Genomic DNA, 26,207 nt, shown 5'->3' with positions numbered 1-26,207 from the left:
CGATTTTGCGGCCTGGGAGCAGAACATGCTTGCCGGAAAAGACGGCGCGAAGCATCGTTCATACTGGCAGAAACAGCTATCGGGAACTTTGCCGAGCCTTCAGCTGCCTAAGGTCAGCACAAGTTCAGCCGATTCTGAGTTTGAAGAGGATACATATACCCGGCAGCTGTCCAGCGGTTTCATGAATCGGGTCAGGACGTTTGCGAAAGAGCATTCTGTGAATGTTTCGACGGTATTCTTAAGCTGCTATATGATGCTGTTGGGCCGCTATACCGGACAAAAGGAACAGATTGTCGGCATGCCGGCGATGGTGAGACCGGAAGAAAGATTTGATGCTTCCATTGGGCATTTTCTTAATATGCTCCCGATTCGCAGTGAGCTGAACCCGGCAGATATTTTTTCTGAATTTGTGGCTAAATTGCAATTTACCATGTTGGATGGGCTTGATCATGCAGATTATCCGTTTCCGAAAATGGTGAGGGATTTGAATATTCCTCGCAGCGAAGCGGGCTCACCGGTGTTTCAAACTGCTTTTTTCTATCAGAATTTTCTTCAATCCGGAAGCTATCAAAACTTGCTGAGCCGCTATGCTGACTTCTTTTCTGTCGATTTCGTTGAGCGTATTCATCAAGAGGGTGAATACGAATTAGTATTTGAACTTTGGGAAACTGAAGAAATAATGGAGCTGAACATTAAATACAATACTGGGCTATTTGATGCGGCATCTGTATCCGCGATGTTCGATCAATTTGTTTATGTAACAGAACAGGCAGTGTTGAATCCTTCTCAGCCTTTAAAAGAGTATTCTTTATTGCCTGAAGCAGAGGAGCAGATAATTCTTAAAACATGGAACGACACTGGAAAAACGTATCCATATACATGTTTTCATGAATTATTTGAGCAGCAGGCGAAAAAGACGCCTGATAGAGCGGCTGTCAGCTATGAAAATCAAACATTGACCTATCGGGAGCTTGATGAAAGAAGCACACAGCTGGCCATTTATTTGCAGGCGCATGGAGTGGGTCCGGACCGCTTGACAGGAATCTATGTGGATCGGTCGCTGGACATGTTGGTGGGATTATTGGCGATTCTGAAGGCTGGAGGAGCATATGTGCCGCTTGACCCGTCCTATCCGGCTGAGCGACTGGAGTACATGCTGGAGGACAGTGAAGTCTCCATCACGCTGACGACATCAGAATTAGTAAACACGTTGAGTTGGAGCGGTGTCAAGACTGCTCTGTTAGATCAAGACTGGGATGAGATCGCTCAAACAGCCTCTGATCGAAAAGTGCTTACACGCACTGTCACGCCCGAAAACTTGGCATATGTCATTTATACATCCGGCAGCACAGGAAAGCCAAAAGGTGTCATGATACCGCATAAAGCTATGACCAATTTTCTCGTTTCGATGGGAGAAACACCAGGTCTTTCACCAGAGGATAACATGCTCGCTGTCACAACCTACTGTTTTGATATCGCGGCTCTGGAGTTATATTTGCCTTTGATAAAGGGCGCACACTGCCATATTTGCCAAACGGAGCATACGAAAGACGTTGAAAAACTGAAACAGGACATCCAAACAATCAAACCGACAGTGATGCAGGCAACGCCGGCTACATGGAAGATGCTCTTTTATTCAGGCTGGGAAAACGAAGAGAGGGTGAAAATTCTATGCGGAGGCGAAGCTTTGCCTGAGACATTAAAACGATATTTCTTACATACGGGCAGTGAAGCTTGGAATATGTTCGGGCCAACCGAAACAACCATCTGGTCAGCGGTTCAGCGTATTAATGAAGAATGCTCTCATGCCACGATAGGAAGGCCAATCGCCAATACACAAATCTATATTACGGATTCTCAGCTTGCACCAGTACCGGCTGGCGTTCCCGGAGAGCTTTGCATTGCAGGGGATGGCGTGGCGAAAGGCTATTACAAAAAGCCAGAATTAACGAATACGAGATTCATTGACAGCCCTTTTGAATCTGGATCGAAGCTTTATAGAACGGGGGACATGGCGCGCTGGCTTCCGGGAGGACGAATTGAATATATAGGCCGTATCGATAATCAGGTGAAAATACGCGGATTCCGTATTGAACTTGGCGATATTGAAAGCAGGCTCAGTGAGCATCCCGGCATTCAGGAATGCGTCGTGGTCGCGACTGAAGAGAATGGAATGGATAAGCTTGCCGCCTATTATACAGCTAAACACGCAAATACTTCTCTTGCAGGAAGAGAGCTGCGTCATTATGTGAAAGACGCTTTGCCTGCCTATATGGTGCCTTCTTCTTTTATTCAGCTTGACCATATGCCGTTAACACCGAACGGAAAGATAGACAGAAACAGACTTAAGAATAGCGGACTAACCGCGAAGCATTCAAAAGAAAGAGAGATCTCTCCTAAGAACATTCAGGATGCTGTATTGGCCATTTGGCAGGATGTATTGAAAATGACTGACATTGAACGGGAAGACGGATTTTTCGATGTGGGCGGTGATTCGCTTCTCGCGGTTACTGTGGCTGACCGCATCAAACATGAATTATCCTGTGAATTTTCTGTCACAGACCTGTTTGAGTACTCAACAATCAAAAATATCAGCCAATACATCACTGAACAGCGAATGGCGGATACAAGTATCTCTGTGCCGACAGAACCGGCAGCTTATATAGATCAGTCCTTCAAGGGGAACGATCTGCCAGATTATTATGAGGATAGTGTAGCGGTTATTGGCATATCGTGTGAATTTCCAGGGGCGAAAAATCATGATGAGTTTTGGGAGAACCTCAGAGACGGCAAGGAAAGCATTACGTTTTTCAGTAAAGAAGAGCTTCAGCGCTTTGGCATTTCAGAGGAGATGGCGGAAAATGCCGACTATGTCCCAGCTAAATCTTCTATTGATGGCAAAGACAAGTTTGACCCAAGCTTCTTTCAAATCTCTCCTAAAGACGCTGAATTTATGGATCCACAGTTTCGAATGCTGCTGACTCACTCATGGAAAGCAATAGAAGATGCCGGTTATGCTGCGAAACAGATTCCGCAAACCAGTGTTTTTATGTCGGCAAGCAACAATTCTTATCGCGCGCTGCTACCGCCAGATACAACAGAGAGTCTGGAAACGCCGGACGGTTATGTCTCGTGGGTGCTTGCGCAGAGCGGGACGATTCCGACAATGATTTCTCATAAGCTCGGGCTGAAAGGGCCAAGCTATTTTGTCCATGCTAACTGCTCATCGTCCCTGATTGGATTGCATTCTGCCTATAAAAGCCTGCTGTCGGGTGAATCTGCTTATGCTTTAGTTGGCGGTGCTACGCTCCATACCGAGTCAAATATCGGATATATGCATCAGCCGGGACTGAACTTTTCGAGCGACGGACATATTAAAGCTTTTGACGCATCAGCTGACGGAATGATAGGCGGTGAGGGTGTTGCCGTAGTATTGCTGAAAAAAGCGGCTGATGCTGTAAAAGACGGAGATCATATCTATGCTTTGCTAAGAGGCATAGGTGTAAATAACGACGGCGCTGACAAAGTCGGTTTTTATGCTCCAAGCGTCAAAGGCCAGGCTGATGTGGTGCAAAAGGTCATGAATCAAACGAAGATACAGCCTGAAACCATCAGCTATGTGGAAGCGCACGGAACCGGAACGAAGCTTGGAGATCCAATCGAGCTGGCGGCTTTAACGAACGTTTACCGGAAGTATACAAATAAAACGCAATTTTGCGGCATTGGGTCGGTCAAAACCAATATCGGACATTTAGATACAGCTGCCGGTCTGGCGGGCTGCATTAAGGTCGTGATGAGTCTTTATCATCAGGAGCTGGCACCGAGCATCAATTATAAGGAGCCGAATCCAAATACAGATTTATCCAACTCTCCTTTTTACGTCGTCGATCAAAAGAAAACGTTAAGCCGTGATATCAAAACGCACAGGGCTGCACTTAGCTCGTTCGGGCTAGGCGGGACAAACACTCACGCCATTTTTGAACAATACAAAAAGAATTCTGATAAGAGAAAGATAGACGGGACCTGTATCATACCGATCTCGGCAAAAAATAAAGAGAGACTGCAGGAGTATGTACAAGATATTATGGCCTATTTGGATAGAAAAGGGCTTGAGAACGAACAGCTGCCTGATTTTGCGTATACCCTTCAGGTCGGGCGGGAAGCGATGGAGTATCGCGTTGCCTTTACTGCCGATCATGTGAATGAGTTAAAACAGAAGCTCACAGATTTTATCAGTGGAAAAACAGTGATTGAAGGCTGTTTTCAAGGAAGTCAGCAGAATTCCAGGGAAGTTTCATGGCTGACGGAGGACGAGGACAGCGCCGAACTGATCCGTAAGTGGATGGCCAAAGGAAAAGTGAACAAGCTTGCGGAAATTTGGAGCAAGGGAGCATATATGGATTGGATGCAGCTTTACAAAGATGAGCGTCCATACAGAATGAGTCTGCCGACATATCCATTTGCAAAGGAACGATACTGGCCGTCTCAGACTGACCGCAAGCCGCCGAGTCATATATCCGGAAATCAGACAGAGACCGGTTCCATTCATCCGATGCTCCATCAGAATACATCTGATTTTTCTGAACAGAAATTCAGTTCGGTTTTCACTGGTGAGGAATTCTTTCTGAGAGACCATGTGGTAAGAGGAAAGCCGGTGCTCCCTGGTGTTGCGTACCTAGAAATGGCCCTCGCGGCTATCAAGCAGGCGGCAGGAAGCGATAATGGCCAAGGGGTCAGAATCAGATTGAATCATACAGTCTGGGTTCAGCCTGTTGTGGTTGACAAACATTCGGCTCGAGTGGATATCGGTCTCTTTCCTGAAGCAGATGGGAAAATCACTTTTGACATTTACAGTACACAGGAAGACGGGGCCGACCCGGTTATTCATAGTCAAGGCAGTGCGGAGCTGGTATCTGCCGCCAAAACGCCGGTCGCAGATCTCGCTGAAATATCACGCCGCTGCGGCAAAGGAAAGATGTCAGCTGATCAATTTTACGAAGAAGGCAGAAGCAGGGGGATGTTCCATGGTCCGGCCTTCCAAGGGATTAAGAATGTGAATATAGGAAACAAAGAGGTTTTGGCGCAGCTGCAGCTTCCAGAAATCGTTTCTGGAACGAAGGAACAGTTTGTGTTGCATCCAAGTATCATGGACTCCGCCTTGCAGACGGCAACAATATGCATCATGCAGGAATTGACGGATCAGAAGCTGATTTTGCCATTTGCGCTTGAAGAGCTTGAGGTGATCAATGGATGTTCGTCTTCTATATGGGCTTATGCTCGTTTAAGTGACAGCCATCACTCCGGGGATATTGTTCAGAAAGCGGATATCGATGTCATTGACGAAAGCGGAGACGTATGTGTCAGGATCAAAGGGTTCTCCACGAGAGTATTGGAAGGGGAGGTTCACTCATCAAAGTCTTCACCGCGGCATGAACGCTTAATGCTCGAGCCGGTATGGAGAGAACAGAATGGCGGATTTGTGGACGAAGACCTTTCATTCGCAGAGCATATCGTTGTTCTCTTTGAAACTGAACGAAGTGTCATAGACAGCCTTACATCAAACATGAAGGATGCCCGTGTCATAACTCTGAATGAAGCTGAAGGGCATATTGCAGAACGTTATCAGTTATACGCGCAGAACGTGTTTGAGCTCGTGCAAAGAAAGATCCGTGAGCATTCTGCAGGCCGTGTCATCATTCAAGCCATCGTTCCGCTGAATAAAGAGAAACAATTGTTTGCTGGTGTTTCCGGTCTGCTTAAAACAGCTGAATTAGAATTCAGCAAACTTACAGCTCAGGTCATCGAGGTTGAGAAGCCTGAAGAGATGAATGATCTTCATTTCAAGCTGAAAGACGACTGTCGGAGGCCTGCTGATAAACAGATTCGATATGAGGCTGGAAACCGTTTTGTGAAAGGCTGGCGGGAAATGGCTCTGCCTTCCGCTGATGAGCATCATATGCCGTGGAGAGACGAGGGCGTTTATCTCATCACAGGCGGAGCAGGAAGCTTAGGCCTTCTGTTTGCAAAGGAAATTGCCGATCGAGCCGTTCGATGCACCATTGTGCTGACGGGACGCTCTGTTTTAAGTGAGCGTAAGAAAAATGAACTGGAGACTCTGCGAAGCATGGGGGCGGAGGTTGTCTATCGAGAGACTGATGTCAGTGATCAGAGAGCGGTTCGGCGTCTCATGAAGGAAATCAAAGAAAAGTATGGCACACTCAACGGAATCATTCACGGTGCAGGCAGCATTAAAGATCACTTCATCGTTCAAAAATCGAATGAAGAGTTTCAAGAAGTGTTGCAGCCAAAAGTAAGCGGTTTGTTCCATGTAGACGAATGCAGCAAGGACTTTCCATTGGACTTTTTCATTTTATTCTCATCTGTTTCCGGAAGTCTAGGAAACGCTGGACAAGCTGATTATGCGGCAGCCAATACGTTTATGGATGCATTTGCTGCATACCGGCGTTCCCTTGCGGTATCAAAGGAGCGATTCGGCTCAACCATTTCCTTTAACTGGCCGTTATGGGAAGAAGGCGGTATGCAAGTCGGCGCTGAAGTTGAACAGAGAATGCTGAAAACCATGGGAATGGTCCCGATGCCAACAGATAGCGCCTTGAAAGCCTTTTATCAAGGAATAGCATCTGATAAGCCGCAAGTTTTTGTGATGGAAGGACAGCTTCAGAAAATGAAGCAAAAACTGCTTTCTACAGGAACGACAGCCAAACGGAAGGGGCAGAAAAACGCAGATCAGGCTCACGGTCAAATTCAAAAATTAGAAGCGTCTTTGATTCAAATGGTTGGAGCGATTTTAAAAGTAAACAACGACGATATCGATGTCAATACAGAGCTGAGTGAGTACGGATTCGATTCGGTTACATTTACGGTCTTTACAAATCAGATCAACGAAGCATACCAATTGGAACTAACGCCGACCATTTTCTTTGAATATGGAAGCATCCAAAGTCTGACTGAATATGTAATGACATCGTATCCGGGAGAATTGGATCAAGATGCTGCTGTTAATGACACAGATGAAACGTCAAGCTCATTGCACCGTTTAAATAGCCTGAGAGCATCATTAGGCAACATGGTCAGTGCGATCTTAAAAGTAGATAGTGAAGATATTGATGTCAATACAGAGCTGAGCGAATACGGATTTGATTCGGTTACATTTACGGTCTTTACAAACAAGATCAACGAAACCTATCACTTGGAACTAACGCCGACCGTTTTCTTTGAATATGGAAGCATCCAAAGCCTAGCTGAATATTTGATAGATGAATTTGAGGAGACTTTTGTTCAGGAGAGCGCAGAATCAGAGGGGCAAGAAGAGTTACAGACAATATCCTCTGAAGTTCCGAAAAGTACAACGCGCAGAAAGCACCGCTTCAAACAGCCCGTTATTGCAAAAGAAGAAACAAGCAAGCAGACTGCCGATTTTGAGCCGATTGCAATTGTCGGCATCAGCGGCCGATTCCCTGGCGCTATGGATATAGATGAATTTTGGAGAAACCTTGAGGAAGGCAAAGACAGCATCACAGAGGTTCCAAAAGATCGATGGGATTGGCGGGAGCATTATGGAAATCCTGACACTGAAGCCAATAAAACCGACATCAAATGGGGCGGGTTTATTGATGGTGTAGCAGAGTTTGATCCGTTATTTTTTGGTATTTCGCCGCGGGAAGCCAATTATGTAGATCCTCAGCAGCGTCTCTTGATGACGTTTGTATGGAAGACGCTGGAAGATGCAGGATGCTCGCCACAAAGCCTTTCGGGTACAGGGACGGGAATCTTTATCGGTACTGGAAACACAGGTTACAAAGACCTATTCCATAGAGCGAATCTTCCAATTGAAGGCCATGCGGCTACAGGTCATATGATTCCTTCTGTTGGCCCGAATAGAATGAGTTATTTTCTGAATATCCATGGTCCGAGTGAACCTATTGAAACCGCTTGTTCCAGTTCTCTTGTAGCCATTCACCGTGCTGTGACGGCGATGCAAAGCGGCGATTGTGAGATGGCGATCGCAGGAGGCGTGAACACGATCCTAACCGAGGAGGCGCACATTAGCTACAGCAAGGCTGGCATGCTCAGCAAAGACGGCAGATGTAAAACCTTCTCCGCCGATGCCAATGGTTATGTCAGAGGCGAAGGTGTCGGAATGATCATGCTGAAAAAGCTTGCAGACGCGGAGCGCGACGGGAATCACATTTACGGCGTTATTCGGGGGACGGCGGAAAATCACGGCGGAAGAGCCAATACCCTGACATCACCTAATCCGAAAGCGCAAACTGATCTGTTAGTGCGTGCGTATCGCCAAGCAGGCATAGATCCAAGCACGGTCACATATATCGAAGCCCATGGAACGGGGACTGAATTGGGGGATCCGATTGAAATAAACGGGCTGAAAGCCGCGTTTAAGGAACTATCCAATAAGAGAGGCGGCAGCCAGTCGGCCATTCCAGAGAACCGTTGCGGCATCGGCTCAGTTAAAAGCAATATCGGTCATTTAGAGCTTGCCGCAGGTATTTCTGGCCTGATCAAAGTGCTGCTGCAAATGAAGCATAAAACGTTAGTGAAAAGCCTGCATTGCGAGACGCTTAATCCTTATCTTCAGCTGGCTGACAGTCCGTTTTACATTGTTCAGGAAAAACAGGAATGGAAGGCTGTCACAGATCGTGACGGAAACGAGCTTCCGCGCCGTGCCGGAATCAGTTCATTTGGGATTGGCGGAGTAAACGCACATATTGTGATTGAAGAATATATTCCAGAAGCCAATTCAAAACAAATGGCATCAGAACAGCCAAACATGATTGTGCTGTCGGCTAAAAATAAAAATAGGCTAATGAATCGTGCTTCGCAATTGCTGGAGGCGATTCGCAAGAAAAAATATACAGATCAGGATTTGCACAGCATCGCTTATACCCTGCAAGTCGGGCGAGAAGAAATGGATGAGCGTCTGGCGTGTATTGCGGGGACAATACAGGAACTTGAAGAAAAACTGCAAGCGTTTGTTGATGGTAAGGAAGAAACTGGTGAATTCTTCCGGGGGCAGTCTAATCGCAATAAAGAAACCCAGGCCATTTTTACAGCAGATGAGGATATGGCAATGGCACTTGATGCTTGGATCAGAAAAAGAAAATACGCCAAACTTGCGGATTTATGGGTCAAAGGCGTAGTGATCCAGTGGAATACATTATATGGCGAAACTAAACCGCGCCTGATCAGTCTTCCTTCATATCCATTTGCGAAGGATCACTATTGGCTACCGGCAAAGGAACATTCAGAACTTGTTGATACTAGTGAAAAGCGCACCGCATGTTTTTTGACAAAAGAATGGAGTTTGAGTCCGAATGGTTCAAAAGTGCCGGGGACACGAACGGTTGCCATCCTGAGCAATCAAGAGACAGCAGATTTGGCAACTGAAGTGTCTAAGTATTTTCCGAATCACCTTTTATTAGATGTGAGCCGGACTGACTGTTATCAGTCAGACATCGATTGGAAAGAGTTTGACGGTCTAGTGGATGTCATCGGCTGCGGTGAACATGATGAAGACCGGCTGGATTGGATTGAATGGATGCAAAGGCTTATTGAATTCGGGCATAAAGAGGGACTCAGGCTGCTTTGTGTGACGAAGGGACTGGAATCGTTCCAAAACACATCCGTCCGGATGGCAGGCGCCTCGCGGGCTGGTTTGTATCGGATGCTTCAAAGCGAGTACAGCCACCTTACATCAAGACATATGGATGCAGAGGGGGTTATTGACCATCATCGCCTCGCGAAGCAGATCGCAGATGAGTTTTATACGGACTGCCATGATGCGGAGGTTTGCTACAGAGACGGTTTGCGGTACCAGGCCTTTCTAAAAGCGCATCCTGAAACAGGTAAGGGAGCCGATCAAAGCATGGCCTTCCCGAAAGAGCATGTACTTTTCATTACAGGCGGGACGCGAGGCATCGGGCTATTATGCGCACGGCATTTTGTGAAGCGCTATGGCGTGAAAAAGCTGGTGCTGACTGGACGAGAGCAGCTTCCTCCGCGAGAGGAGTGGGCTCGTTTGGAGACAGCAAACACATCCGCGGCACAAAAAATCAATGCAGTCCGGGAACTGGAAGCACAGGGTGTGCAAGTGCAAATGCTGTCGCTTCCTTTATCTGATGAGGCTCTTGTTGAGCAAACGCTGCAACATATCAGGAAAACCTTAGGACCGATTGGCGGTGTTATTCATTGCGCAGGTCTGACAGATATGGATACTTTGGCCTTCATCCGTAAAACGGCCGATGATATTCAGCGGGTGCTGGAGCCTAAAGTGGCTGGGCTGACAACACTATATCGCCACGTGTGTAACGAGCCATTACAGTTTTTTGTACTATTTTCTTCTGTTTCAGCCATTATTCCGCAGCTTTCGGCGGGACAAGCAGACTATGCTATGGCAAATAGCTATATGGATTATTTTGCAGAAGCACATCAGAAAAATACGCCGATCATCAGTGTTCAGTGGCCGAATTGGAGAGAAACCGGTATGGGTGAAGTAACAAATCATACATATCGAGAAAGCGGTTTGTTGAGCATTACGAATTCAGAAGGATTGCGTTTTTTGGATCAAATCTTATCTAAAACGCTCGAACCAGTTGTTCTCCCTGCGGTGGCGAATCAAATCAATTGGGAGCCGGAGCTGCTGATGAAGCGGAGAAAACAGCATGAGGACGGTTTACGCGAATTGACTTTACAGAGCCCGCTGGTCAAAGACATCGATGGGACCGCTGAAATTTTCAAAAATGATGGACTATTATCTGAAACACAGTCCTGGCTGGTTGATTTGTTTACCGAAGAGCTGAGAATTGAACGTGAAGATTTCGAGATTGATGTCTTATTTCAAGATTATGGGGTGGACTCAATCATTTTGGCACAGGTGCTTCAGCGTATAAACCGCAAACTAGAAGCAGCGCTCGATCCATCTATTCTATATGAATACCCGACAATTCAAAGGTTCGCAGATTGGCTGATTGGCTCTTATTCCGAAATGCTGTCCGCTCTATTCGGAGGCGGGATATCGGATACATCAGCACCTTTGGAGAACAAAACGGAGGCAGGCGTATCTGCCACTGCGAAGGAGCGTGCTCCTGCCGCCCAGATACAGGCGCCGGCGACTCTTTCACCGGACTCTCACGCTGAAGATATTGCCGTTGTCGGGCTGTCTTGTCGCTTGCCGTCTGCAGATACGCTGGAAACCTATTGGTCATTATTATCTGAGGGACGTTCGTCAATCGGTCCGGTTCCGGCAGAACGCTGGGGCTGTAAAACGCCATATTATGCTGGCGTGATTGATGGCGTCAGCCATTTTGACCCTGATTTCTTTCTGCTTCATGAAGAAGACGTAAGGGCGATGGACCCGCAAGCATTACTCGTATTGGAAGAGTGTCTGAAGCTCTTGTATCACGCCGGATATACTCCAGAGGAAATAAAGGGGAAGCCAGTCGGCGTTTATATTGGAGGAAGAAGCCAGCACAAACCTGATGAAGAGAGTCTTCACCATGCGAAGAATCCGATCGTGACAGTCGGCCAAAATTATTTAGCGGCTAATATTTCACAATTTTTCGATGTCCGCGGCCCGAGCGTTGTAGTAGATACAGCCTGTTCATCAGCTTTGGTCGGCATGAATATGTCCATTCAAGCTCTGCGCAGCGGTGATATTCAATCTGCTTTAGTCGGCGGTGTCAGTTTGTTAAGCTCAGATGCCTCTCACAGGCTGTTTGACCGGCGCGGCATTTTAAGCAAGCAATCATCCTTCCATGTGTTTGATGAGCGTGCTGACGGAGTTGTGTTAGGTGAAGGCGTCGGAATGGTCATGTTAAAAACAGTAAAACAGGCGCTGGAAGACGGAGATACCATATATGCTGTCGTGAAAGCGGCCTCGGTCAATAATGATGGAAGAACGGCAGGGCCGGCAACACCTAATCTGGAGGCGCAAAAGGAAGTCATGAAAGACGCGCTTGCCAAAAGCGGGAAAAAACCAGAGGACATCAGCTATCTTGAAGCAAACGGGTCAGGTTCAATGGTAACCGATCTGCTTGAACTGAAAGCGATCCAATCGGTGTACCGTTCCGGTCACTCATTGCCTCTTTCTCTTGGCTCAATAAAGCCGAACATCGGGCATCCGCTATGTGCAGAAGGGATCGCCAGCTTTATTAAGGTTGTACTGATGCTGAAAGAGCGACGCTTCGTCCCATTTTTATCAGGTGAAAAAGAGATGGCGCATTTCGATCAACAGAAAGCGAATATCACGTTCACCCGAACGTTGGAAAACTGGACAGATTTGCGGCCTGCTGCAGCCATTAACTGCTTTGCCGATGGGGGGACGAATGCTCATGTCATCGTAGAGGCGTGGGAAAGAGATGAAAAACGCGCCATCAAGCGCAGTCCGATATCGCCTCCCCAATTAAAGAAACGCGCGTTTTCGCATGGCGAGTCAAAGCCGGAAGCGGAGACCTTAAAAATGGATACGGCAAACATATGGGATACTTATGAGGTGGAGGTCTAACGTGAAAAAAATAACGAAACAACTCACATTATCGTTAAAAAATCCGTTTATATATCACCATGTGGTTTACGGACAACATGTCCTTCCGGGATTGGCCTATATCGATATGATCTACCAGATATTCAGAGAACACGGCTACACCTGCTCAGAGCTTCAGCTGCGGAATTTATCCATCTATCAGCCGCTGACGGTGGGACAGGGTGCGGTAATCGCTCTCGATATCCAATGTGCGGAGACAAAAGAAGGAAAGTGGCAAATCACAGCCAAAGGCATTGAAAAAAGCGAAGGGAATGAAGCTTCAGAAGAAAAGCTCTATATGAAGGCTGATATGCATACCCACTCTCCTGCTGTTTTTGAAGAAACTCTGGATTTCAACCAGATCCAAGCAGCTGCGCAGAACGTTGTTCAGCTTAATGATGTATATGAACAATGCAGACGTCAGGAATTGGTGCACACTGAATATATGAAAGCGAAAGGCTGCATCCATGAAGAGGAAGACGGCGTCCTTCTCGATCTTTCTCTCGGCTCGGAAGCCATGCAGCATGCAGAAAGCTTTATGTTTCATCCGACTCTCATAGACGGGAGCGGGGTGGGTGCCAACAATCTGCTCACATCTTTGCTTAAAGGGGAACAGAGGCTGTATTTGCCTCTGTTCTATGAATCCTTTTCCGCTTCAGCACTTTTGCAGACACATTGCATGACCAGAATTAAGCGTTCCTCTGTCCGTCAGGAAAAAGAGCTGATTTATGTAACACTTGAATTTTTCAATGCTTCCGGTGAAAAAGTAGCTGAACTGAAAAACTTCACAAGCAAACTAGTGCGTGGAGCAGAGCTGATTAGCGGAAAGCATCAGGATGTACAGGAGAAACAAGAGACAGGAAAGGACGCAGCCGAGCATACTCAAGCTGCAGATACGGTATCTTCATCCGGCAGTATGGATTCCTATGGCGGGGCTGAACAGTTTGTAAGCCAATTAATCGCAGACAAAATAAATAAACCGATCGAACAAATTGAAAAGCATGTCGGCTATTACCAAATGGGATTGAATTCATCAGGCTTGCTTGAAGTGGTAGAAACGATCAGTGACAAGATCGGTGAGAACCTTTCGCCGACTCTTCTGTTTGAGCATACGACCATTGCGGAGTTGTCAGCGTTTCTTACCGAGGATTATGGTGAGCATTTTAGTGCCGCTGGTTCCCTTGATCAAATTGAAAGAGAACACGTCTCCAATAGCATAATCGGCGATACAACTGCCGAAGGACGGAGGACAAGCGGACGGACAGACTCTTCTCGTGTTGCATCTTTTGAGCAATCGGACGACATTGCGATTATCGGCATGGCGGGCAGGTATCCGAAGGCGAACAATATTCATGAATTTTGGAACAATCTGAAAGAGGGTAAGGATTGCATTAGCGAAATTCCTGAGTCGCGCTGGGATTGGCGGCGATTTGAAGGAATCACATCTCCTTCAGGTAAGGACATTTCCAAATGGGGCGGATTTATTGACGACCCAGACTGCTTCGATCCTCAATTTTTCAGAATCACGCCGAGAGAGGCAGAGACAATGGACCCTCAGGAGCGGCTGTTTTTAGAAACCTGCTGGGAAACGATTGAGGATGCAGGCTACACGCCCAAGACTTTGGCCAAACCTAGAGGACGAAACAAAAGGCAGCATGTAGGTGTTTTTGCGGGCGTCATGCACAAGGATTATACATTAGTCGGCGCTGAAGAAGCATCAGCGGAAAATGTGTTTCCTCTCTCGCTTAACTATGCGCAAATTGCCAACAGAGTGTCTTACTTTTGTAATTTCCACGGTCCGAGTATGGCGGTTGATACGGTATGCTCCTCATCTCTGACCGCTGTACATCTGGCGCTGGAAAGCATTCGTCACGGTGAATGCGATGTCGCGTTAGCAGGCGGAGTAAACCTGTCCCTGCATCCTAATAAATATATGACATACGGGGTCTGGGATATGTTTTCCACTGACGGGCACTGCCGTACATTTGGCAAAGATGGAGACGGTTATGTACCGGCTGAAGGAATCGGTGCAGTTTTATTAAAGCCTTTGCACCAGGCGGAGGAAGACGGAGATCGCATTTATGCCGTCATTAAAGGAAGTGCAGTGAATCATGTGGGCACTGTAAGCGGCATTTCAGTGCCGAGTCCCGTTTCTCAAGCTGACCTTATTGAGGCATGCTTGGAGAAAACGGGAATTGATCCGAGGACGATTAGTTATGTGGAAGCGCATGGAACCGGTACGTCTTTAGGAGATCCGATCGAAGTTCAGGGGTTGGTGAAAGCATTCCGCCAATATACAGAGGATCGGCAGTTCTGTTCGATCGGTTCTGTTAAGTCAAACATCGGGCATGCTGAATCCGCCGCAGGGATCAGCGGTTTAAGCAAGGTTGCCCTTCAGCTTCACCATCAGACTCTCGTGCCTTCTTTGCATTCAGAAGAACTAAATCCGTACGTGGATTTTGAAAAGTCTCCATTTTATGTACAGCATGAAACAGCAAAGTGGAAGCTACCTGTTATTAGGGAAAATGAGAAAAACACCCCTTATCCGCGCCGGGCGGGTATCAGTTCCTTTGGGGCGACCGGTTCAAACGCACATATTATCCTTGAGGAATATATTCCTCAAACAGCGGAGCATGGCGTTTCATTGCCGTCAGCTTCTGGCATGCCCGCTGTTATCCCGCTTTCTGCCCGTAATCAAGAACGTCTTCGTGTATATGCAAAACGTCTCTTAGATTTTCTTCATGATGGGATTCAGATTAGAGATTTGGCTTATACATTGCAGGTGGGACGTGAACCGATGGAAGAGCGGGTTGCTTTTGCAGCAGCCGACATTCAAGAATTGACCGGACAATTGAAGGCTTTTGCAGAAGGGCGCGAAACGATTCAGCATTGCTGGATGGGGCGAATGTCAAGAGGAAGTGATTTATCGCTTTCCGCCGAAACGGTACATAAATCGCTGGAACTAAGAAATCTCGATCTGATTGCGGAGCAGTGGGCAAACGGAGCTGCGATTGACTGGACCCTTCTTTACGAAGGAAAGAAACCAAAGCGGATCAGCTTGCCGACATACCCATTTGAGAAGGTGAGTTTTTGGGTGCCTAAAGCAGAGACAGTGACTCGTCTATCAAAAGGGGAAGGGCATGTCCTTCATCCTCTTCTGCATCAAAATGTGTCTGACATGTCGGGAGTACGCTTCCGTTCAACGTTCACAGGACGTGAATTTTTCTTTAAGGATCATGTCATTAAGGGCGAGCGGGTTTTACCCGGTGCAGCTTTATTGGAAATGGTTCGGGCGGCTGTCGAAAAGGCAGCTGGAGATCAGTTCCCGACAGGATTCCGGCTTCGGAATATTGTCTGGGTTCGGCCGTTTGCCTTCACAGAACAGCAGAAGGACATACACATACGTTTATATCCTGAGAAAAATGGTGAGGTTGCATTCGAAATCTGCCAGGAGCCTGAAAGCGCAGAGAAGGCGCCGGTTGTATACGGACAAGGGAATGCAGTGCTTTGTGAGGTTGATGAACCTCCTGTAATAAACATTGAAGAACTGAAGGCAAACGATAATGAGCAGATTCTGTCACCTTCTGATTGCTACGAGGCTTATGCAGAAATGGGCATTCATTATGGTGACAGCCACAGAGCGATTGATAGCATATATGCCGGCAAAAACGGAGTTCTTGCGAAATTGACGATGCCGCTTGTGATCTCCGGTACGCAAGACCATTATGTCCTGCATCCGAGCATGATAGATTCGGCATTTCAAGCATCTATCGGTTTGAGGCTGGGACACATTACGAGTTTAGCAGGCAGAAAGGCAATGCTGCCTTTTGCCATACAGGATGTCCAAATCTTCAAAGGCTGCGAGATATCTATGTGGGCGCGGATCACATACAGCGAGGGCAGTGCAGCTGGGGATCGCATGCAGAAGCTTGATATCGATTTGTGCAATGAAGAGGGGCAGGTTTGCGTGCGAATGAAGGGCTATTCTGCAAGAGTGTTAGAAGCAGATGCAGAAGATCCTTCTGAGACAATTGACACGCTGCTGTTTGAACACGTTTGGGAAGAAAATGCTCCTGCCGAGGAGCAGGGATTAATAGTATCCGAGACACATAAAGTCGTTATCTGTGATTTTGGAGAACAACTGGAAAGCATCCGAAATGATCTTGACTGTACAGTATTGCAGCATTATACAGAGGCAATTGATGAACGGTTTGAAGTGTATGCCGTACAGTTATTTGAAGAAATCAAGCAGCTGCTGCACTCGAAAACCGGGGGACATACATTCATTCAAGTGGCGGTGCCTGTGTTGAACGAGCCGCAGCTATTAAGCGGCTTAACCGGACTGCTCAAAACGGCTGAACTGGAAAACCCCAGACTGACTGGACAGCTGATTGAATTAGATACCGAGATGTCTAGTAGTGACCTACTCGAAATATTGGAGGAAAACAGACGCTGTCCGCGTGACACGCATATTCGCTATTGGCGAGGGAAACGGTTTGTAAGCAAATGGAAAGAGGCTGCTGGCGAGCACTTAAGTGACATGCCATGGAAAGATAAAGGTGTTTATCTGATTACAGGCGGTGCAGGCGGCCTTGGCTTCATCTTTGCAAATGAAATCGCAAACCAAACGAATGATGCTGTTGTGATCCTGACAGGACGCTCTCCGCTCAATGAAAGGAAGCAGTCGCAGCTTCAAGTCTTACAGAAAGTGGGTATTCAAGCGGTTTACAGACAAGCGGATCTGACAGAGAAACGAGCTGTTGATGCCTTAATAGAAGAGATTCAAAAAGCTTACGGCGGCTTGGACGGCATCATCCATAGCGCCGGTATGATAAAAGATAATTTCATTATTAAGAAAAAGAAAGAAGAAATTCAAACCGTGCTCGCTCCAAAGGTAACTGGTCTGATTCATCTTGACGAAGCAACGAAAGATATTCCGCTCGACTTCTTTATCCTTTTTTCCTCAGGTGCGGGAGCAGTGGGAAGTGCGGGACAGGCTGATTATGCAATGGCGAATGCATTTATGAATGCATTCAGCGAATATCGAAATGGCCAAGCAGCGCTCCGCAAACGTTACGGAAAAACGTTTTCGGTGTGCTGGCCGCTGTGGAAAGACGGGGGCATGCGTATTGATGCTGAAACTGCAAGGATGCTGACAAAAGAAACAGGCATGGTGGCCATGGAAACAGGTCATGGGATTCAGGCATTATACCATGGCTGGGCGTCAGAAAAGCCGCAAGTATTAGTGGCTTCCGGTGTTGCTAATCGGATTCGTGCATTTTTGTATGAAACGGGACATGGTCAAGGTGAATCCCAAAATACGAAAAAAAGAAATGGCAGTCAGGATACGGGAAGAGCAGACATTGTCTTTGGAGCCGATGAAGAGACATTGAGAGAAAAAGCAGAGAACTATATGAAACAAGTGCTTTCTTCGGTTATCAAGCTGCCGGCCGGCCAAATTGATGCTGAAGCTCCTCTCGAGGATTATGGGATCGATTCTATAATGATCATGCATGTAACCGGTCAATTAGAAAAAGTATTTGGATCTTTGTCCAAGACATTGTTCTTTGAATATCAGGATATTCTGTCATTAACCCGGTATTTTATTGATTCCCACCAAGAAAAGCTTCTGGACATCTTGGAAATTGAAACAGACAAACCTTCCGCTGCGGAAAATAGAAAAACAGTTTCAGAGCCTGAAAAGAGAGAAATTTCAGTTGCCCCAAGAAAGTCCGGATTCTTTCCTTTGCAAGAAAAAGGGCAGAAGCAGTCAAAAGAAAAGGAAACAGAGGAAATTGCAATCATTGGTATCTCTGGGCGCTATCCTCAGGCAGACAACATCAATGAATTGTGGGAAAACCTGAGGGACGGGCGAGACTGTATTACGGAAATTCCTGAAGACCGCTGGGATCATAGTCTCTATTATGACGAAGATAAGGATAAGCCTGGAAAAACCTACAGCAAGTGGGGCGGCTTCATGAAGGATGTAGACAAGTTTGACCCACAGTTTTTCCATATTTCGCCGCGTGAGGCAAAATTAATGGACCCTCAAGAGCGTTTATTTTTGCAGTGTGTGTATGAAACGATGGAAGACGCAGGATATACAAGGGAGCATCTCGGCCGTAAGCGTGATTCGGAGCTTGGCGGAAGCGTCGGTGTTTACGTAGGTGTCATGTACGAAGAATACCAGCTGTATGGAGCGCAAGAGCAGGTGCGGGGCAGGTCTCTGGCTTTAACAGGAAATCCATCATCCATCGCAAACCGGGTATCTTATTATTTTGATTTTCATGGGCCAAGTATCGCTTTGGATACCATGTGTTCTTCTTCTTTAACTGCTATTCATTTGGCCTGTCAAAGCTTGCAGCGCGGAGAGTGTGAGGCGGCATTCGCGGGCGGCGTGAATGTTTCAATCCACCCAAATAAATATTTGATGCTTGGGCAGAACAAATTTATGTCCAGCAAAGGCCGATGTGAAAGCTTCGGACAGGGCGGAGACGGCTATGTGCCGGGAGAAGGCGTTGGAGCAGTGCTTCTTAAGCCATTGTCTAAAGCTCTTGAAGATGGCGATCACATTTATGGAATCATTAAGGGGACAGCTATTAACCACGGAGGAAAAACCAACGGTTACTCAGTTCCAAACCCGAATGCCCAAGCTGATGTGATCAAAAAGGCGTTTGTGGAAGCGGAGGTTGACCCGCGGGCAGTCAGTTATATAGAAGCGCACGGCACGGGAACCTCACTCGGAGATCCGATTGAAATGACTGGGCTGTCCAAAGTGTTTACGCAACAAACGGATGACAAACAATTTTGTGCAATAGGCTCGGCCAAATCAAATATCGGGCACTGTGAGAGTGCGGCAGGTATCGCAGGGTTAACGAAGGTATTGCTCCAAATGAAATACAGGCAGCTTGCACCTTCCCTGCATTCAAACGTGCTGAATCCGAATATTGATTTCCTTAACTCACCGTTTAAAGTACAGCAAGAGCTAGAAGAATGGAAGAGGCCGATCGTTTCTGTCAATGGAAAAGACATTGAATATCCGAGAATCGCAGGCATCTCTTCATTTGGCGCCGGGGGAGTAAACGCCCATATTTTAATAGAAGAGTATGTTCCGAAGTCTGAGCAGGAACGTTCGCCAGCGGGGAAACAGCCGGCTGTCATTGTGCTCTCAGCAAAAAATGAGGAAAAACTTCAGAAACGGGCGGAGCGATTGCTGCATGCCATTCGTGAACAAAGATATGCTGAAGCAGATTTGCACCGAATCGCCTATACGCTGCAAGTCGGTCGTGAAGCGATGAATGAGCGTCTGGCGTTCGTTGCTGAAACGATGCAGGAGTTTGAAGAAAAGCTGACTGAATGTATTTCCGGTACAGAAGATCGTGAATATATCTTTCGAGGACAAGTGAAACGCAACAAAGAAACCATTGCCGCTTTTGCCGCTGATGAAGATATGTCAAAAACAATTGAGGCATGGATGAAAAAAGGAAAGTACACGAAGGTGTTAGACCTTTGGGTAAGAGGCTTACGTATCGACTGGAACACGCTCTACCAGGATCAAAAACCTCGGCGCATCAGTTTACCCGCCTATCCTTTTGCAAGAGATCGCTATTGGGTAGAAGTTAATGCAACAAAGGCTGAGGAAAAAAGAACGGTGGAACCACCCGTTCCAGTACAGTCCGTCATTCAAAAGCCGTCTATAGACAGGGAAGCCAGCGGCAAGCCTGCCAATATCACGTTACAGCCTTTAACAGCCAATCAGGATCGTTTGCAGCGAGCAGCATCTCCGCTTCCATTAGATATAGAAACAGAGATGATCTCGGCGGAAGAATTGTGCAATGAACTGACGGCGAGCTTAGCGGAAGTGCTGTACATGGATCAAAGCGAGGTTGATCCAGACGAAGCATTCATTGATATCGGAATGGATTCGATTACCGGGCTCGAATGGATAAAAGCCATAAATAAACAGTATGGCACATTACTAAATGTCACCAAGGTTTATGATTATCCGACAACACGTGATTTCGCTGTTTACTTAACACATGAGTTAAGCACACGAGCTGGAAAGAAAACAGCAGAAAGCGATGCTCCGAAGCAACCGGAGACGTATGTGCCGATGAAACAGAAAACAGCAGCACCTGCTGCTAAACCGGATAATATCACCCTGCAGCGGTTAGAGCACCATCAGCCGTTGCAGGAGGAACCTGCAGCAACCATTCGATATGCAGCAGCTGAAATATCCGCATCAAGCCAATATAACGGGGCAATTGAAACGTTGCATGAAGAATTTAGAGAAAGCATCGCAGACGTGTTATTTATGGAGCCGCACGAGGTGGATATTGATGAAGCATTCATTGATATCGGAATGGACTCGATTACCGGGCTCGAATGGATAAAAGCGGTGAATAAGCAATATGGCACCTCTTTTTCAGTCACTAAAGTGTATGATTATCCAACGATACGTGGTTTTGCCGAGATGCTAAAGTCTGAGCTTGGAACGCATCTTAATAGAAAACAAGAAATGAAAGATCAACATAAGGTCTCTGAAGCTGTTAAACAGCCGGCAGAGCGTCCGCTTCAGTCCGTTCAATACCCAATAAAGAAAGAACCTGAGAAGAAACCGGCTCCTATTCATCAAGATCACCGGGAGGATGCAATAGCGATTGTCGGGATGTCGGGAAGGTACCCGGGCGCCAGGAATGTAAGAGAGTATTGGGATAACCTGGTTCATGCGAGAAATGCGATTCGGGATATTCCAACATCACGGTGGGATATTGACAAATTCTATGATCCTGCCCTGAACAAAAAAGGGAGAGTCTATTGTAAATCAATGGGGATGCTTGATGATATTGAACATTTTGATCCGTTGTTTTTTAATATTCCGCCATCAGAAGCTGAACTGATGGACCCGCAGCATCGAATATTTTTGCAGGAAGGCTATAAAGCCTTTGAGGACGCTGGATATAGCGCCCGAACATTAAATGAGAAAAAATGCGGCGTTTATCTCGGCATTATGAGCAATGAATATGGGGTCATGCTGAATCAGCAGGCAAGGGCAAATGCCACCGGTAACAGCTTTGCGATCGCCGCGGCGCGTATTCCGTATTTTCTTAATTTAAAAGGGCCTGCTATTCCTATTGACACCGCATGTTCATCTTCATTGGTCGGCACACATTTAGCGCGACAGGCACTCATAAACAAAGAAATTGATATGGCGCTGGTTGGCGGTGTCAGCTTATACCTGACGCCGGAATCTTACATCAGTATGTGTGAGGCCGGCATGCTTTCACCTGATGGGCAATGTAAAGCATTTGATAATGGTGCGAATGGTTTCGTGCCCGGCGAGGGTGCGGGTGCGCTGGTACTAAAAAGGCTGAAAGATGCAGAAGCGGACCGTGACCATATTTATGGCATCATCATTGGCTCAGGTATTAATCAAGACGGGAAAACAAACGGAATCACGGCACCGAGTGCGAAAAGCCAAATGGATCTGGAAAGAGACATATATGAAACATACGGCATACATCCTGAGAGTATCAGTTATGTAGAAATGCACGGCACCGGAACAAAACAAGGTGATCCAATTGAATTAGAGGCTCTGTCCACCGTATTTAAAGAAAAAACAGACAAAAAGCAGTTTTGCGCAATCGGTTCCGTCAAAAGCAATATTGGACATACATCTGCGGCGGCAGGAGTAGCCGGTGTTCAAAAGGTGTTGTTGTGTATGAACCAGAAAACGCTGGTGCCGACATTGAACTTCACGACACCGAATGAGCATTTTCAATTTGAACATTCGCCTTTATATGTAAATACAGAGCTGAAGCCTTGGGAATCGGCCGATGGAAAACCGAGAAGAGCCTGTGTCAGCTCTTTCGGATATAGCGGGACGAATGCCCACATTGTGATAGAAGAATATCAGCCTGAAAAGAGGGATGATCGATTAATAAAGCAGCATCATTCAACACTCTTTGTACTCTCAGCGAAAAAAGAGCAGCAATTGAAGGCCTATGCAAAAGAAATGAAAGATTTCGCGAATTCAAATGAAGAAATCAATCTGGAGGATATGGCATATACACTTCAGACGGGCCGGGAAGCGATGGATTATCGGCTGGCGTTTTTGGCGGATTCCAAAGAAGCGGTTATCAAAGCTTTAGGTGATTATGTAGCGGATGTGCCAAACAGCAGCATATTTTCCGCTCACGTGAAAACGAAGAAAAGCGAAATCAAGCTGTTTGAAACAGATCACGATGCCAAAGCATTGCTGCAAACATGGATAGAGAAGAAAAGGCTTGATAAAGTAGCGGAATTATGGGTGAAAGGATTACAGGTCGATTGGAATGGGTTTTATGGAGATCACAAGCCTCGCCGAATCAGTCTGCCTGCTTATCCGTTTGCAGAAGAGTATTACTGGCTGCCAAATGAAGAAGACAAGCCTGAAAACAGCGGTTTGGCAGTGCCTTACTCCGAGCCAAATACTAAGCATTGCTTTCTGCACAAGCAGTGGCAGCACTGTCAGATTGAACCGGCAGAACGTACGAATCAAACCGTTGCCATATTAGCAAACGAGGAGACAATGGCATTAGCGGAAGAGCTTTCGAAGTATTTCTCGAATTACCGTATATTTGACAGTCAAGAGCTCGATCATGTATCTTCTGCTGACTTTGAACATATCTCTGGAGCAGTCGATCTGATCGGTTGCGGAACGAGCCATGAGCAATCTATAAGCTGGATAAACTGGCTTCAAAAGCTAATCGAACAAGGACGCACAAGCAAGCATCATTTGACGATCTTGGGTGTAACGAAGGGGCTGGAGTCTTTCGAAAATAAAGCTGTTCGTTTATCCGGTGCTTCACGAGCCGGTTTATACCGCATGCTTCAAAGCGAGTACAGCCATCTTACATCAAGACATGCAGATATGGAGTCTACAACTTCCCATGGGGAGCTGGCCAGACTGGTTGCAGACGAGTTTTATGCTAATAGCACAGAATCTGAAGTCTGTTATCGAAACGGCCAGCGGTACCGCGCATATTTGGCAGAGCAATCAGCAGATACAGCAGGTCTTTATCATAAACAAGTATCGTTTTCAGCAGACAAAGTCCTGCTTATTACAGGCGGGACAAGAGGTCTCGGTTCGTTGTGTGCCCGGCATTTTGTGAAAACATACGGCGTTAAGCGCCTGGTCCTCATCGGCCGAGAAGAGCTGCCTCCGCGTGACCAGTGGAATTCAGTAAAAAATGTCTCGCTCGCGGAGAAAATAAACGCCATTCAAGAGCTAGAAGCCATGGGTGCGGAAGTTCAAGTGCTGTCTCTGGACCTGACCGATTCGTTTGCCGTTGAACAGAGCCTGAAGACCATACACGAAACAATGGGACCGATTGGCGGCGTTATCCATTGTGCCGGGAAGGTGAACAATCATAATCCGGCATTTATCAGAAAATCACTAGAAGAAATCGAACAGGTGCTTGAACCGAAAGTCGAAGGCCTGCAAACGTTGTTTGATCTGCTGAAAGACGAATCATTGGCGTTTTTTGCCTTGTTTTCATCTGTTTCAGCGGCCATCCCTATTCTTGCAGCTGGACAAGCAGATTACGCGATGGCGAATGCTTTTATGGATTATTTTGCAGAGGCCCATAAAGATAAATGTCCAATTTTCAGCATTCAGTGGCCTAACTGGAAGGAGACCGGTTTAGGTGAGGTTCGAAGCAAAGCTTTAGAACAGACTGGATTGGTGAGCTTGACAAACGGTGAGGGATTACAGCTGCTGGATCAGATTCTATCAGATACACGGCATGCTGTCGTACTGCCGGCGATCCCGGATACAAACGTATGGCAGCCGGACAAACTTATACAGCCGTCAATGCCTGTTGAAGCTCTCTCACTTCCTGAGACGAAAGAGCAAGACAGCACTCACAACCTGTTCGGTGAAACAGTCGAATGGCTCGTAACTCTTTTTTCAGATGAACTGAAGATAGCAGCTGAAGACTTTGAAACGGATGAGCCTTTCCAAGAATACGGAATCGACTCGATTATATTGGCTCAACTAGTACAGCAGATGAATCAAACATTAAATGGAGATATTGATCCATCGATTTTGTTTGAATACCCGACAATCGAATCCTTTGCAAACTGGCTCATATCAAAACATGACGTATCAGCTGTTTTAAACCGAAACGTTTCTGAGAAACAGACACCTGTAAAGGCGCGATCGTCAATGAAACAGGCACCCATGCCAGAACAGCAGCCGCAACAGACCAGTCATGAGAAAACGGCGGGTCTTGCAGAAGATATCGCCATCATCGGACTTACTTGCAGATTCCCTGAAGCGGAAACACTTGAGGCATACTGGGATTTAATTCGGGATGGACGGGCTGCGATTAAACCTGTACCGCCTGAACGATTCGGGCACTCCAGCTCGAATTACGCGGGCCTCATTGATAATATGAACCAATTCGATCATGATTTCTTCATGATGTCCGAGAACGATGTCAGAGCGATGGATCCTCAAGCTTTGGCCGTATTGGAGGAAAGCCTGAAGCTGTGGTATCACGCCGGCTATACGGAAAAAGAAGTGAAAGGCATGAAGGCTGGTGTTTATATTGGAGGCCGCAGCCAGCACAAGCCTGATCCGTCCAGCCTTTCAAAAGCAAGAAATCCGATTGTGGCTGGCGGACAAAACTATTTAGCAGCTAACATCTCACAATTTTTTGATTTAAGGGGACCGAGTATTGTGCTGGATACTGCTTGTTCCTCTGCACTGGTCGGACTGAATATGGCCATTCAAGCTCTGCGGAGCGGAGATATTGAGGCAGCGGTTGTAGGCGGCGTCAGTTTGCTTGATGCTGATGCGCATCATATGTTTCAGGAGCGCGGACTTTTATCTGACAAACCGTCATTCCATATTTTTGATAAGCGGGCAGACGGTGTCATTTTAGGAGAAGGCGTGGGTATGGTTCTCGTCAAAACCGTCAGCCAAGCACTCGAAGACGGAGATTCCATATATGCAGTCATTAAAGCCGCTGCTATTAACAATGACGGAAGAACGGCAGGCCCATCTTCACCGAATCTCGAGGCACAAAAGGATGTCATGCAGACAGCGCTTGGAAAAAGCGGCAAAAAGCCTGAAGAGATCAGTTATCTCGAAGCGAATGGCTCGGGATCAGCGGTGACAGATTTACTTGAACTGAAGGCGATTCAAGCCATTTACCGTTCCGGTTCAAAGGCGCCATTAGGGCTGGGATCAGTGAAACCTAACATCGGCCACCCTTTATGTGCAGAAGGAATAGCGAGCCTGATTAAAGTGGCGTTAATGCTGAACCATAGACAATTGGTTCCCTTCCTCTCAGGTGACGAAAGCATGGCGCATTTTGATATAGAAGAGACCGATTTGTATTTTTGTAAATCGCAAGCCGAGTGGAAGGAGACAACACCGGCTGCGGCAATCAATTGTTTTGCCGATGGCGGCACGAATGCCCATTTGATTGTGGAAGCCTGGAAAGAATCGGGAGAGCGTTTAATCAGAAGAAAACCTTTGCCTCTGCCGGAATTAAGCCGGCAGCCCGTTTTAACAGAACCATCAGCTCAAACCGCGCAGAAAAAAGTGCTTTCAGACACAGGGGCTCCCAAAGAAATGTTTTGGAAAACTTTCAAATAA

Annotated in this window: 2 protein-coding genes (1 of these 2 cut by a window edge); both read left to right on the top strand. The window is 46.8% G+C overall.

What is annotated here, in order from left to right; genetic code table 11:
- Positions 1–12,541, top strand: partial view of an amino acid adenylation domain-containing protein gene (locus ACMX2I_RS12615; RefSeq protein ID WP_414957121.1) — the 3' portion only. 2,582 nt of this gene lie to the left of the window's left edge; only the last 12,541 of its 15,123 coding nucleotides appear in the window; the start codon falls outside the window, past its left edge; its stop codon occupies positions 12,539–12,541.
- Positions 12,525–26,207, top strand: coding sequence for an SDR family NAD(P)-dependent oxidoreductase (locus ACMX2I_RS12610; protein WP_414957120.1), 13,683 nt, complete (start codon positions 12,525–12,527; stop codon positions 26,205–26,207). The genes ACMX2I_RS12615 and ACMX2I_RS12610 overlap by 17 nt, the downstream gene beginning before the upstream one ends.

Origin of the sequence: Bacillus sp. SW14 (genome assembly GCF_047608225.1) — a bacterium.
Classification (GTDB): domain Bacteria; phylum Bacillota; class Bacilli; order Bacillales; family Bacillaceae; genus Bacillus; species Bacillus subtilis_G.
Note: the sequence above shows the minus strand (reverse complement) of the source record. Positions and strands in the feature narration are given on the sequence as shown.

What these genes read in the sequence shown, in the direction of transcription:
- ACMX2I_RS12610 (WP_414957120.1), top strand. Translation starts at nt 12,525, where the DNA reads ATGAGGTGGAGGTCTAACGTGAAAAAAATAACGAAACAACTCACATTA.